The organism is Pseudotabrizicola algicola (genome assembly GCF_010915705.1).
GTDB lineage: Bacteria > Pseudomonadota > Alphaproteobacteria > Rhodobacterales > Rhodobacteraceae > Pseudotabrizicola > Pseudotabrizicola algicola.
In genome coordinates this window covers 35186-48833 of the sequence record NZ_JAAIKE010000007.1, presented here as the reverse complement: position 1 = coordinate 48833, position 13648 = coordinate 35186, and the positions used below count along the sequence as shown (strand labels likewise).

The 13648-nt window shown below is 65.5% G+C and carries 12 protein-coding genes; 6 read left to right on the top strand and 6 right to left on the bottom strand.

What is annotated here, in order from left to right; all coding sequences use genetic code 11:
• From G3572_RS17475 to fzlA, 6 genes are all read left to right on the top strand, one after another.
• Positions 1-714: a hypothetical protein gene (locus G3572_RS17475; protein ID WP_164614308.1), complete on the top strand. Its 714-nt coding sequence runs from the start codon at positions 1-3 to the stop codon at positions 712-714.
• Entirely contained in the window at positions 701-5239 is a 4539-nt protein-coding gene (gltB, locus tag G3572_RS17470; protein ID WP_164614306.1) for a glutamate synthase large subunit, read from the top strand. Before G3572_RS17475 ends, gltB begins: the two co-directional genes overlap by 14 nt.
• 97 nt (positions 5240-5336) lie before the next feature.
• Entirely contained in the window at positions 5337-6074 is a 738-nt protein-coding gene (gene mtgA, locus G3572_RS17465; RefSeq protein ID WP_164614304.1) for a monofunctional biosynthetic peptidoglycan transglycosylase, read from the top strand.
• A 98-nt stretch (positions 6075-6172) separates the two neighbouring features.
• Positions 6173-6862, top strand: coding sequence for a ribulose-phosphate 3-epimerase (gene rpe, locus G3572_RS17460; RefSeq protein WP_164614302.1), 690 nt, complete (start codon positions 6173-6175; stop codon positions 6860-6862).
• Complete coding sequence (gph, locus tag G3572_RS17455; RefSeq protein WP_354004062.1) at positions 6859-7518, top strand: phosphoglycolate phosphatase; 660 nt, start codon at positions 6859-6861, stop codon at positions 7516-7518. The genes rpe and gph overlap by 4 nt, the downstream gene beginning before the upstream one ends.
• 86 nt (positions 7519-7604) lie before the next feature.
• Positions 7605-8270: an FtsZ-binding protein FzlA gene (fzlA, locus tag G3572_RS17450; protein WP_164614300.1), complete on the top strand. Its 666-nt coding sequence runs from the start codon at positions 7605-7607 to the stop codon at positions 8268-8270.
• 109 nt (positions 8271-8379) lie between these two features.
• On the opposite strand, the gene dxs is transcribed toward fzlA, so the two are convergent.
• Genes dxs through G3572_RS17420 form a run of 6 tightly spaced genes read right to left on the bottom strand, consistent with a single transcriptional unit; the run spans position 8380 to position 13495 of the window.
• Positions 8380-10293, bottom strand: coding sequence for a 1-deoxy-D-xylulose-5-phosphate synthase (dxs, locus tag G3572_RS17445; protein WP_164614298.1), 1914 nt, complete (start codon positions 10291-10293; stop codon positions 8380-8382).
• A 15-nt stretch (positions 10294-10308) separates the two neighbouring features.
• Complete coding sequence (locus G3572_RS17440; RefSeq protein WP_164614296.1) at positions 10309-11178, bottom strand: polyprenyl synthetase family protein; 870 nt, start codon at positions 11176-11178, stop codon at positions 10309-10311.
• The gene (locus G3572_RS17435; RefSeq protein WP_164614294.1) at positions 11175-11426 is read right to left on the bottom strand and encodes an exodeoxyribonuclease VII small subunit; all 252 of its coding nucleotides are present in this window, start codon (positions 11424-11426) and stop codon (positions 11175-11177) included. Before G3572_RS17435 ends, G3572_RS17440 begins: the two co-directional genes overlap by 4 nt.
• Positions 11423-12355 carry a histone deacetylase family protein gene (locus tag G3572_RS17430; protein WP_164614292.1) on the bottom strand — a complete coding sequence of 311 codons (933 nt, stop codon included), beginning with the start codon at positions 12353-12355 and terminating at the stop codon, positions 11423-11425. The genes G3572_RS17435 and G3572_RS17430 overlap by 4 nt, the downstream gene beginning before the upstream one ends.
• Positions 12348-12617, bottom strand: a complete 270-nt coding sequence (locus G3572_RS17425; protein WP_164614533.1) for an NfeD family protein — start codon at positions 12615-12617, stop codon at positions 12348-12350. Before G3572_RS17425 ends, G3572_RS17430 begins: the two co-directional genes overlap by 8 nt.
• Positions 12614-13495, bottom strand: coding sequence for an SPFH domain-containing protein (locus G3572_RS17420; RefSeq protein ID WP_164614291.1), 882 nt, complete (start codon positions 13493-13495; stop codon positions 12614-12616). Before G3572_RS17420 ends, G3572_RS17425 begins: the two co-directional genes overlap by 4 nt.
• Positions 13496-13648: the final 153 nt, after the last annotated feature.

Below are 13648 nucleotides of genomic sequence, written 5' to 3'. Positions count from 1 at the left end.
ATGCGATATCTGATACTTGCGGCGGCGGTGGCCTTGCCCGCGCCTGCCGTGGCCGGTTCCTTCACGCCGCCCGAAGGCTGCACCACCTTCATGACGGTGCAGGCGCGGCAATGCCGTGTGTCCAACCATTACAAGTGCAGCGCCGACACCCTCGGTGACCAGTGGCGCGCCGATTTCGACCAGCAGGGGCCGTTCTTCCTCAGCCGGATCAACGCCGAGGCCGAATGGGTCGAAAGCTATGATCTGGGCCAGACCGCCGTGCGCCAGACGCTGGACCCGAACCCCTCTGATCCGGCATCGTTTACCGAACTTCTGTCCACCGGCACCGATACCTTTGCCTTCGGCCTGACCCGCGACAACGGGGAACAGACGCGGGTGAACGGGTTCGACACCCTGACCGGCCGCAGCGTCACCATCGACGGCGTGACCCTGGCGGAAACCCAGTTCGAGTTCACCGAAACCGACCAGAGCGGGGCGGTGCTGCGCCAGTCGCGCGGCAACGAATACATCCACCCCGAAATGCGGCTGTTCTTCTCGGGCCCGTCCGAATGGCGCGGCCCGGACGGGGACTTCCTGCCGATGGACGGAAGCCCCGTCAAATTCCTGTTTCCGGGCGATCCCGGTTTTGCCGCCACCGAACCCCTGTTCGACTGCGACCCGCTGATGACACGCGCCACCCCAAGCCAGAAGGATTCCAGCCATGACCATCTATGACGACGCCTGGGTAAAAGCCGAAGAAGCCAAGCGCGCGTGGCTGGACGCGAATGGCCTGTACAAAGCCGATGACGAACATTCGTCCTGCGGCGTGGGTCTGGTCGTGGCGATCTCGGGCAAGCCCAGCCGCAAGGTGGTGCAATCGGGCATCGACGCGCTCAAGGCGATCTGGCACCGCGGCGCGGTGGATGCCGATGGCAAGACCGGCGACGGCGCGGGCATCCATGTGCAGATTCCGGTCAAGTTCTTCTATGACGTGATCCGCCGCACGGGGCATGAACCCGATACGCATAAATGGGTGGCCGTGGGGCAGGTGTTCCTGCCGCGCACCGATTTCGGCGCGCAGGAACGCTGCCGCACGATCGTAGAGGCCGAAGTGCTGCGCATGGGCCATTACATCTATGGCTGGCGGCATGTGCCGGTGGATACCTCCGTGCTGGGCGAAAAGGCCAACGCCACCCGCCCCGAGATCGAACAGATCCTGATCCGCTGCGAGAAGGACATCGATCAGGAGCAGTTCGAGCGCGAGCTTTACATCATCCGCCGCCGCATCGAAAAGGCGGCGCTGGCCGCGCATATCCAGGGGCTTTACCTGTGCAGCCTGTCCTGCCGCAGCATCATCTATAAAGGCATGATGCTGGCCGAACAGGTGGCGGTGTTCTACCCCGACCTGATGGATGACAGGTTTGAATCCGCCTTCGCCATCTATCACCAGCGCTATAGCACCAACACCTTCCCGCAGTGGTGGCTGGCGCAGCCCTTCCGCATGCTGGCCCATAACGGCGAAATCAACACGCTGAAGGGCAACGTCAACTGGATGAAGTCGCACGAGATCCGGATGGCGTCGAACAACTTTGGCGACGCTGCCGAGGATATCAAGCCGATCATCCCGTCGGGCACCTCCGATTCCGGTGCGCTGGATGCGGTGTTCGAGGTGATGGTGCGCTCGGGCCGCTCGGCCCCGATGGCGAAAACCATGCTGGTGCCAGAGGCATGGAGCAAGACCACCACCGACATGCCGAAAGCATGGGCCGATATGTATGCCTATTGCAACGCCGTGATGGAGCCGTGGGACGGCCCCGCCGCCCTTGCGATGACCGATGGCCGCTGGGTCTGCGGCGGGCTTGACCGCAACGGGTTGCGCCCGATGCGTTATGTGGTGACGGGCGATGGCCTGCTGATCGCCGGGTCCGAAGCGGGCATGGTGCCGGTGGATGAAACCACCGTGCGCGAAAAGGGCGCGCTCGGGCCGGGGCAGATGATTGCCGTCGACATGAAAGAGGGCAAGCTCTACCACGACGCCGCGATGAAGGACAAACTGGCCGCCTCGAACCCCTATGGCGACTGGATCGAAAAGGTCGTCGACCTGAACAGCCTGCTGCGCGACGTGCCGGAACGTCCGCAGTTCGAAGGCGCGGAACTGCGCAAGCGCCAGATCGCCGCCGGATTCACGGTCGAGGAACTGGAACAGGTGCTGGCCCCGATGGCCGAGGATGGCAAGGAAATGGTCGCCAGCATGGGCGACGATACCCCTGCTGCCGTGCTGTCATCGGTCTATCGCCCGCTGTCGCATTTCTTCCGCCAGAACTTCAGCCAGGTGACGAACCCGCCCATCGACTCGCTTCGTGAAAGCCGGGTGATGAGCCTCAAGACACGGTTCGGCAACCTCAAGAACGTGCTGGATGAAAACTCCAGCCAGACCGAGATTCTGGTGCTGGAAAGCCCGTTCATCGCCAATTCCGAATTCGAGGTGATGTGCAAGCATTTCGGCGAGAATGTCGCCTATATCGACTGCACCTTCCCGGTGACGACGGGCCTTGATGATCTGCGTCAGGGGCTGGAGCGCATCCGGGCCGAGGCGGAAGATGCCGTGCGGTCGGGGGCCAGCCATCTGGTGCTGACGGATGAGCATCAGGGGCCGGAAAAGGTGGCGATGCCGATGATCCTTGCCACGTCTGCCGTGCACAGCTGGCTGACGCGCAAGGGGCTGCGCACCTTCTGCTCGGTCAACGTGCGGTCTGCCGAATGTATCGACCCGCATTACTTCGCGGTGCTGATCGGCTGCGGCGCGACCACGGTCAACGCCTATCTGGCGCAAGACTCCATTGCCGACCGCATCGCACGCGGCCTGCTCGATGGCTCGCTTACCGACGCGATGCGCCGCTACCGCGATGCGATTGATGGCGGCTTGCTGAAGATCATGTCCAAGATGGGCATTTCGGTGATCTCCAGCTATCGCGGCGGCCTGAACTTCGAGGCCGTGGGCCTGTCTCGCGCCATGTGCGCCGAATACTTCCCCGGCATGCACAGCCGCATTTCCGGCATCGGTCTGACCGGCATCGAGCAAAAGCTGGAAGAGGTCCACGCCAAGGGCTGGCTGGGCGGGGCCGATGTGCTGCCGATCGGCGGCTTCTACAAGGCGCGCCGCTCGGGCGAAAAGCACGCATGGGAAGCGCAGACGATGCACATGCTGCAAGCGGCCTGCGACCGCGCCAGCTTTGACATCTGGAAGCAATACAGCGCCGCCATGCGGGCCAACCCGCCGATCCACATCCGCGACCTCTTGGACATCAAGCCGCTGGGCAAACCGGTGCCGATCGAGGAAGTCGAATCGATCACCAGCATCCGCAAGCGGTTCGTGACACCGGGCATGTCGCTGGGGGCCTTGGGGCCAGAGGCGCACAAGACCCTGAACGTCGCGATGAACCGCATCGGCGCCAAGTCCGACAGCGGCGAAGGCGGCGAAGATCCGGCGCATTTCCTGCCCGAACCCAATGGCGACAACCCGTCTGCCAAGATCAAACAGGTGGCCTCGGGGCGCTTTGGCGTCACGGCGGAATACCTGAACGCCTGCGAAGAGCTGGAGATCAAGGTCGCCCAAGGGGCCAAGCCGGGCGAAGGCGGCCAGCTTCCCGGCATGAAGGTGACGGAACTGATCGCGCGCCTGCGCCATTCGACCAAGGGCGTCACGCTCATCAGCCCGCCGCCGCACCATGACATCTACTCCATCGAAGACCTTGCGCAGCTGATCTATGACCTGAAGCAGATCAACCCGCGCGCCAAGGTGACGGTGAAGCTGGTGTCCTCGTCGGGCGTCGGCACGATTGCGGCGGGCGTGGCCAAGGCCAAGGCAGACATCATCCTGATCTCGGGCCACAACGGCGGCACAGGGGCCAGCCCCGGCACCTCGATCAAATACGCGGGCCTGCCGTGGGAGATGGGCCTGACCGAGGCGCATCAGGTTCTGAGCATGAACAACCTGCGCGACCGCGTCACGCTGCGCACCGATGGCGGCCTGCGCACGGGCCGCGATGTGGTGATGGCGGCGATGATGGGGGCCGAGGAATACGGCATCGGCACCGCCGCCCTGATCGCGATGGGCTGCATCATGGTGCGTCAGTGCCAGTCGAACACCTGTCCGGTGGGCGTCTGCACCCAGAACGAAGAACTGCGCAAGAAGTTCACCGGCACCGCCGACAAGGTGGTGAACCTGATCACCTTCTATGCGCAGGAAGTCCGCGAACTGCTCGCCGCCATCGGCGCGCGCAGCCTCGACGAGATCATCGGCCGCGCCGACCTGCTGACGCAGGTCAGCCGTGGGGCCGCGCATCTGGACGATCTGGACCTGAACCCGTTGCTGATCACCGTCGATGGCGCGAACCGGATCACCTATGACCGGTCCAAGCCGCGCAATGCCGTGCCAGACACGCTGGATGCCGAGATCATCCGCGATGGCGCCCGCTTCTTCGAAGAGGGTGAGAAGATGCAGCTGTCCTACGCCGTGCGCAACACGCACCGCACCATCGGCACGCGCGCATCCAGCCACATCGTGCGCAAGTTCGGCATGCGCAACAGCCTGCAACCCGACCACCTGACGGTGAAACTCACCGGCAACGCGGGCCAATCTCTGGGTGCCTTTGCCACGCGCGGGCTGAAGCTCGAGGTGATGGGCGACGCCAACGACTACGTCGGCAAGGGCCTGTCGGGCGGCACCATCGTGGTGCGTCCGCTGATGTCCTCGCCGCTGGAGGCGGCGGAGAACACCATCATCGGCAACACGGTGCTGTATGGCGCGACCGATGGCTTCCTCTTTGCCTCGGGCCGCGCGGGCGAACGCTTTGCCGTGCGCAACTCGGGTGCGAAAGTGGTGGTCGAAGGCTGCGGATCGAACGGTTGCGAATACATGACCGGCGGCGTCGCGGTGATCCTTGGCCGTATCGGGGCCAACTTCGGTGCTGGTATGACCGGCGGCATGGCGTATCTGTATGACCCGAACGGCGTGGCCGAGGATTTCATGAACCTGGAATCGCTGGTCACCTGCGCCGTCAGCCATCCGCATTGGGAAGCGCAATTGCGCGGCCTGATCGAGGCGCATGCCCGCGAGACCGGCAGCCGCAAGGCCGCGTCGATCCTTGCCAACTGGGAGGCCGAGCGCGCCAATTTCCTGCAGGTCTGCCCCAAGGAAATGCTGATCCATCTGCCACATCCGCTGAGCGACGAGGCGGTGAAGGTTCCGGCAGAGTAACGCCGATACCACAATGAAAAAGGGCTCCGCTTGCGGGGCCCTTTGACCATGCGGCGTCATGTCTTGACCCCGCCAGCGGCATGGGGCCTAACAGGGCATGGCCACGACACCGAAAAAATCCCGCAAGGCGAAAGACCCCGCACCGCTGGTTGTGCCCGTGCGCAACCTTCGACGGACGGTGCTGCGCTGGGCCTTGCGCGGCGTTCTGGGCGTGGCGGGGCTGTTTGCGTCGCTGGTGCTGCTGTTCTCCTTCCTCAACCCGCCGGTGAACATCTACCAGTTGCAGGAAATCTCGCGCCTCGGCGGGCTGGAACGCGAATGGGTGGCGATCGAGGATATCGCGCCGGTGATGGGCCGCTCGGCCGTTGCGGCGGAAGATGCGAATTTCTGCCTGCACTGGGGGTTTGACATGAACGCCATCCGCGCCGCCGTGGCGCAGGGCGGCACGCGCGGGGCATCGACCATCAGCCAGCAGGTGGTGAAGAACGTGTTCCTCTGGCACGGGCGGTCATGGCTGCGCAAGGCGATGGAGGGTGTCCTGACTCCTGCGGTGGAACTGATCTGGTCCAAGCAGCGGATACTCGAGGTTTACCTGAACATCGCCGAATTTGATGAGGGCGTGTTCGGCGTGCAGGCGGCGGCGCGGCATTATTTCAACACCGATGCCCGCAATCTCAGCGCGCTGCAAGCGGCACGGCTGGCGGCGGTGCTGCCCGACCCCAAGGGGCGCTCTGCGTCGAATCCGTCCAACTTCGTGCGCAACCGGACCCGCGCCATCATCTCGGGGGCCGAAACGATTGCCGCCGACGGGCGCGACACCTGTTTCCGCTATTGAGACGACGCAACGGCGCGTATTTTTCGTGTCCGGCCATTGACGAAAGCAGGCGATCCGCGATTGAAGAAGCGGCACAGATGCCAAAGGGGACCCATCGCATGACCTTCAGCCGCAGCATCAAGATCGCGCCGTCGATCCTGTCCGCCGATTTCGCCAACTTCGGGCTGGAATGCGAGGCGATTGAAGCCCAGGGCTGTGACTGGGTGCATGTCGATGTGATGGACGGGCATTTCGTGCCGAACCTCACCTTCGGCCCCGCCACCTGCGCCGCGATCCGCCCGCATATCAAGGGCGTGATGGATGTTCACCTGATGATCGCGCCGGTCGATCCCTATATCGATGCCTTTGCCAAGTCGGGGGCCGATGTGATCACCGCGCATCTGGAGGCCGGGCCCCATATCCACCGCACGCTGCAGGCCATTCGCGGGGCGGGGGCCAAGGCGGGCCTTGCGCTGAACCCCGGCACGGGGTTGGAGGATGTGGCCTATCTGCTCGACATGGTCGATCTGGTCTGCGTGATGACGGTGAACCCCGGTTTTGGCGGGCAGAAGTTCATCCACTCACAGGTGGAAAAGGTGCGGGCGCTGCGCGCGATGATCGGCGACCGCCCCATCCATATCGAGATCGATGGCGGCGTGACGGTGGAAACCGCGCCGCTGGTTGCCGCCGCGGGCGCCGATGTGCTGGTGGCCGGTTCGGCCGTGTTCAAGGGCGGCTCGGTGCAGAACCCCGCGCCCTATGGCGAGAACATCCGCGCCATCCGCGCTGCGGCGCAGGCGGCGCAGTGAGCACGCTGCAACTGGTCTTTGACCTCGACGGCACGCTGGTCGATTCCGCGCCCGACATCCACGCCGCCGTGGCGCGGATGCTGGCAGGGGAGGGGTTGCCGCCGCTCGATCTGGCCACCGTCACCTCCTTCATCGGCAACGGGCTTCCGAAACTGGTGGAGCGGGTCATCGTCCGCGTCGGGCTGGACATGCGCCAGCACCCGCGCCTGACCAAGGCAACGCTGCACCATTACAGCGCCGCGTCCAGCGACCTGACGCGCCCCTATCCGGGGGTGGTGGCGGCCCTGACCGCCTTGCAGCAGGCGGGACACCTGATGGGGGTTTGCACCAACAAGCCCGTGGCCCCCGCCCGCGACGTGCTGCGCGACCTTGGCCTTGCGCCGTTTTTCAGCGCGGTGATCGGCGGTGACAGCCTGCCCGTCGCCAAGCCGGACCCCGCCCCCCTGCATGCCTGTATCGCAGCGCTTGGCGGCGGGCCGACGCTTTACATCGGGGACAGCGAGGTGGACGCCGCCACCGCCACAGCCGCCGGAGTGCCTTTTGCGCTGTTCACCGAAGGCTATCGCAAGACATCGGTGGCCGATCTGGCCCCGCTGATGCAGTTTTCGGATTTCGACGACCTGCCCTTCCTGCTGGCACAGACCCGCCTTTCCTGACGGGCCTGCGGGCCAGTGCTATGGTTGCGCATTGAACCCCCGTGCCGTGGCCTGTATCAGTCTGACAATCATTTCACGGGTGCCGCATGATCCGCCTCTATCATTTTCCGCTGTCTCCCTTTTGTCGCAAGGTGCGCCTGACGCTGGCAGAGAAGAAGCTGGAGGTGGAACTGGTCGAAGAGCGCTATTGGGAGCCGAGCCCCGATTTCCTGCGCCGCAACCCGGCAGGCAAGGTGCCGATCCTGAAGCTGGAGCAAAAGACGCTGTCCGAGAGTCAGGCGATCTGCGAATATCTGGACGAAACCTTTCCCACCCCCGCCCTGATGCCCCGCGATCCCGACCTGCGCTACGAGGTGCGCCGCATCTGCGCGTGGTTCGACGACAAGTTTCACGACGAGGTGACGTCGAAGCTGCTGTATGAACGGGTGAACAAGAAGGTGATGAAGCTGGGCTATCCGGATTCCAAGAACGTGAAGTTCGGGGCAGGGCGCATCAAGTTCCATCTCGATTACATGGCGTGGATTCTGGACCAGCGGCGCTGGCTGGCGGGCGATACGATGACGCTGGCCGATTTCACCGCCGCCGCGCATCTGTCTTGCCTTGACTACATCAGCGATGTGGACTGGAACCGCGCGGCCTCGGTCAAGGACTGGTATGCCAAGATCAAGTCGCGCCCCAGTTTCCGCACCCTGCTGGCCGATCAGGTGCCAGGCTTCCCGCCGCCCGCGCATTACGCCGATCTGGATTTCTGAAGCGCTGCACCCTGTGTCCGGCCTGCGCGGGGCTCTGCCCGTCGCCGGCTGGTTCTCGAACCGGTGGCGAGCCGCCGACGACCCCGGAATATTTTCAGACAGATAATGATCAGGCGCGTTTCGTCAGGCTGGCGATGCCGAGGGTTTGCAGCACCTTGGCCTCGATCTGGGCCGCGTCCATTCCGGCGATGCGATACATCGCCTCGGGCGAGGCGTGGTCGATGAAAGTGTCGGGCAGCACCATCGAGCGGTATTTGAGGCCACGGTCGAACACGCCCTCATCCGCCAGAAGCTGGGCGACATGGCTGCCGAAGCCGCCGATGGCACCCTCTTCAATCGTGATGAGCGCTTCGTGATTGCGCGCAAGGTTCAAGATCATGTCGCGGTCGAGCGGCTTGGCAAAGCGGGCATCGACCACTGTGGGGGCAAGGCCCTTTTGCGCGAGGCTTTCGGCGGCTTTCAGCGTTTCGGCCAGCCTTGTGCCGAAGGACAATAGCGCCACCCGGTTGCCGGACTGGATCAGCCGTGCGACGCCAAGTGCAAGCGGGGTGCCGCGCGCGGGCAATTCGACGCCCACCCCTTCGCCGCGCGGGAAGCGGAAGGCGATGGGGCCGTCATCATGCGCGGCGGCGGTAGCGACCATGTGGACAAGCTCGGCCTCGTCGGCGGCGGCCATCACCACCATGCCCGGCAGATTGGCAAGGAAGGCCACATCGAAACTGCCCGCATGCGTCGCCCCGTCGGCCCCGACCAGACCGGCGCGGTCGATGGCAAAGCGCACCGGCAGGCGCTGGATGGCGACATCATGCACCACCTGATCGTAGCCGCGCTGCAGGAAGGTGGAGTAGATCGCGCAGAAGGGCCGCATCCCCCCCGCCGCCAGTCCTGCCGAGAAGGTGACCGCGTGCTGCTCCGCAATGCCCACGTCAAAGCAGCGGCGCGGGAAACGGTCGGCAAAGAGGTTCAGCCCGGTGCCATCGGGCATCGCGGCAGTGACCGCGACGATCCGGCTGTCACGCTCGGCCTCGGCGATCAGCGATTGCGCGAAGACCTTGGTATAGCTGGGCGCGTTCGACGCCGCCTTGGCCTGCACGCCCGTCAGCACGTCGAACTTGGCGGTGGCGTGGCCCTTGTCGCGGGCGGCTTCGGCGGGGGCATAGCCCTTGCCCTTTTTGGTCAGCACATGCAGCAGGATCGGCCCGGTGGCCCGCGCCTTGGCGGTGCGCAGGATCGGCAGAAGCTGGTCAAGATCATGCCCGTCAATCGGCCCGATGTAGGAAAAGCCCAGTTCCTCGAACAGGGTGCCGCCCATCGCCATGCCCTTGAGCATTTCCTTGGCTCGGCGCGCACCTTCCTGCAAGGGCGGCGGCAGCAGGCCCAGCGCGCCCTTGGCGGCGGCCTTGAGGTCTTGCAGCGGGGCCTCGGCATAGAGGCGGCTGAGGTAGCTCGACAGGGCGCCGACCGGCGGGGCGATCGACATTTCATTGTCGTTCAGCACCACGAACAGCCGCTTCTTCAGATGGCCCGCGTTGTTCATCGCCTCGAAGGCCATGCCCGCGCTCATGCTGCCATCGCCGATCACGGCCACCGCATCGCCCGGATCGCCGCCCAGATCGGCGGCCATGGCAAAGCCCAGTGCGGCGGAAATCGAGGTGCTGGAATGGGCCGCGCCGAACGGGTCATAGGGGCTTTCCGACCGCTTGGTAAAGCCTGACAGCCCGCCCTCGCTGCGCAGGGTGCGGATGCGGTCGCGCCGCCCTGTCAGGATCTTGTGCGGATAGCACTGGTGGCCGACATCCCAGATGATCTTGTCGCGCGGCGCATCGAACACGGCGTGCAGCGCCACCGTGAGCTCCACCACGCCCAGACCCGCGCCCAGATGGCCGCCCGTCACCGACACCGCCGAAATCGTCTCGGCCCGCAGTTCATCGGCCAGTTGCCGCAACTCGCGGTCGGACAGCCCCTTCATGTCGGAAGGCAGCGTCACACGGTCCAGAAGCGGAGTCGATGGTCGGTGGGTCATGTCCTGCCTTTGGCCTTAGCTGTCGCGCGCGATTACAAACCGGGCCGCGTCTATCAGGGTTTGCGCCTTGTCGCCATAGGGGGCAAGGTGGCGCTCTGCCTCGGCGACAAGATCCCGCGCACGGGCGCGCGCGCCCTCCAGACCCAGAAGCGAGACAAAGGTGGCCTTGCCCGCCTTTGCATCCTTGTGCAGGCGCTTGCCCGTCTGTGCCTCGTCGCCCGTCTCGTCAAGGATGTCGTCGGCGATCTGGAAGGCAAGGCCAAGGGCTGTGGCATAGGCGCGCAAGGGGGCAGGGTCGGCCCCCGCGATCACCGCCCCCGCCTCGGCCGACCAGCGGATCAGCGCGCCGGTCTTGCCCGCCTGCAAGCGGGTGATCTGGTCCAGCGTCAGCGGTGCGCTTGCGGTTTCGGCAGCGATGTCCAGCGCCTGCCCGAGCACCATGCCCTCGGCCCCCGAGGCCAGCGCCAGTGTGCGCACCAGTTCAAGGCGGGTGTCGGCCTTGCCCAGCGCCGGATCGCACAGCAACTCGAAGGCCAGCGTCTGCAGGGCATCTCCGGCCAGAACGGCGGTCGCCTGATCCCATTTCACATGGACGGTGGGCAGGCCGCGCCGCAGATCGTCGTCATCCATGCAGGGCAGGTCGTCATGCACAAGGCTGTAGGCGTGCAGCGCCTCGACCGCCGCGGCGGCACTGATGGCCTGCGCGGGCGCAATCCCGAACAGCGCCGCGGTTTCCAGCACCAGAAAGCCGCGCAGCCGCTTGCCGCCCGCCACTGCATAGCGCATCGCATGGATGACAGGCTCGTCTGCCCCGTCGGCAAGCGCCTGTTCCAGCCGTGCTCCGATCAGGCCGCCCGCTTCGGCCAGTGCGGCGGGAAAGCTCACATCCCCTCCGCCGGTGTGGTGCCGATGGCGCGGCCTTCGGCGGCGCGGATCAGCTCCACCTTTTCCTCGGCATCCTTCAGCTTGGCCTCGCAATGCGCCTTGAGCGCGGCCCCGCGTTCATAGAGCGCGATCGAGGCATCGAGCGCCACATCGCCGCGTTCCAGCTGGCCCACCACCTGTTCCAGCGCGGCCATCGCCTCTTCAAAGCTCATGTCGCCTACGGGCTTTTCGGCGGGTCTGTCGGTCATGCGGCTTGCCTTCCCAGTTCTTTCACATGCGCGGCCACGCAATCGGCCAATGCGTCCAGATCATAGCCGCCCTCCAGGGCCGATACCACCCGCCCCGCGCAGCATTCGTCGGCCAGCGCGCAGATGGCGCGCGTCAGCCGCGCGAAATCGGCGGCCGACCACATCAGCCCCGCCAAAGGGTCATCGCGGTGCGCGTCAAACCCGGCGCTTATCATCACAAGCTCGGGCTGCCACAGGCGCAGCGCGGCCAGCGCAGGCTCCCACGCGGCCCACATCTGCGCGCCCCCCGATCCGGCGGGCAGCGGCAGGTTGGTGATCTGCCCATGCGCGCCGCGCTCGTCCGGATGCCCGCTGCCGGGATACAGCGGCATCTGCTGGCTGGAGACAAAGCGCACCCGCGGCTCGTCCCACAACAGGTCTTGCGTGCCGTTGCCGTGATGCACGTCGAAATCCAGCACAGCGACCCGGTTCAGCCCATGCACCTCCAGCGCCCGCATCGCCCCGATGGCCACCGTGCCGAACAGGCAAAACCCCATCGCGGTTTCCCGCTCGGCATGATGCCCCGGCGGGCGGGTGGCCACAAAGGCGCGGCCCCCTGCGGTCATCACATGATCTACCGCCGCGCAGATGCCGCCCACGCCGCGCATGGCCGCCGTGTATGACCCCGGCGACAGGAAGGTATCGCCATCGACCTGCGCCCAGCCCTGCGCGGGCACCGCCGCGCGCAGACGGTCCACATGGCGGTGCGGATGGCAGCGCAGCACATCCTCCACCGCGCCCGTCGGGGCCGCGCGCCGCTCCACCGCAAGGCCCTGCAGGCCCCGCTCCACCGCCTGCAGCCGTGCCACTTGCTCGGGGTGGCCGGGGGGCGTCACATGCGACAAGCAGTCATCATGGGTCAGCACCAGAACCCTGCGCCCGTCAGTCATTGATGTCGCGATCCCACAGCCGGACCTGCCCCTTGCGCACGCCCAGCACCCGCCGCAGCACCAGCCACGCCACCAGCGACGCGACCGCAAAGACCAGCAGCAAGAACGGCAGCGAGCCGCCCAGAAGCCCGAGGCCAAGCCCCGCGCCGACCACGACCGCGCCGATGGCAAAGCCCACGAAGATGTAACCGGGGGCCAGCACCTCCAGCACGCCCAGCGCGAAACCGGCCACGATCCAGACCCACCAGACTGCCCACATCAGCTGCGCCCCTTCAGCATCTTGAACGCATCGGCAAAGGCATCCAGCGCCTGCGCTGGCACCAGAATGGTCTGCTTGCCGGTGCCTTGTGCCACCTTGGCCAAAGCCTCGACCTGCGCCAGCGCAAGCTGGTACTGCGCCGCCTCCAGCCCCGATTCCTTGATCGCCACCGCAATGGCCGACGTGGCATAGGCCTCGGCATCCGCCGTCACCCGCTTGGCCTTGGCCTGCTGCTCGGCGGCATACAGATCCGCATCCGCCGCCAGTTCGACAGACCGCTTCTTGCCCTCGGCCTCCATCACCTGCGCCCGCCGCGCGCGCTCGGCATTCAGCTGCTGCAACATCGCCGCGCGCGTCGCCTCGTCCAGATTGACGTCAAGGATTTCGGCCCGCGTCACCTCGACCCCCCAGTCATCGACCATCGCCGTCACCTGTTCGCGCACGCGCTCGATCAACTGGCTGCGGTTCGACTGCACCTGATCCAGTTCCAGCTTGCCGATCTCGCTCCGCACGATCCCTGCCACCGTGGTGGCAATCGCGGCATCCACATCGCGGATGCGGTAGACGGTCTTTTCCGGCTCGGTGATGCGGTAGAACACGCTCGTCTCCACCTTCACCAGCACGTTGTCGGCGGTGATGGCATCCTGACTGGCGGTCGGCAACTGCCGCTCCAGAATGGAAATCTTGTGCGCCACCCGGTCCAGAAACGGCACCACGAAGTTGATCCCCGGCCCCAGCACCGACCGCAAGCGGCCAAAGCGCTCCACCACATGTTTTTCCGACTGCGGCACGATCCGCACGCCCAGAAAGATACACAGGATAAGAAATGCGGCGATGGCCAGAAACACCGCATTGCCGCCCAGAAACTGGTCAAAACCCATGAAAACACGCCCCGCTGAATGGATTGCTGCCCGTCAGGATGGCGGCTTCCCCCGCCAGAGGCAAGGCTGGGGATAATCTTGCGCCAATGCCCGCTGCCGCCGTTCATTCTTCGCCCGATTCTTAATCATGCGAAACTTTCTGCCGCCATGTTC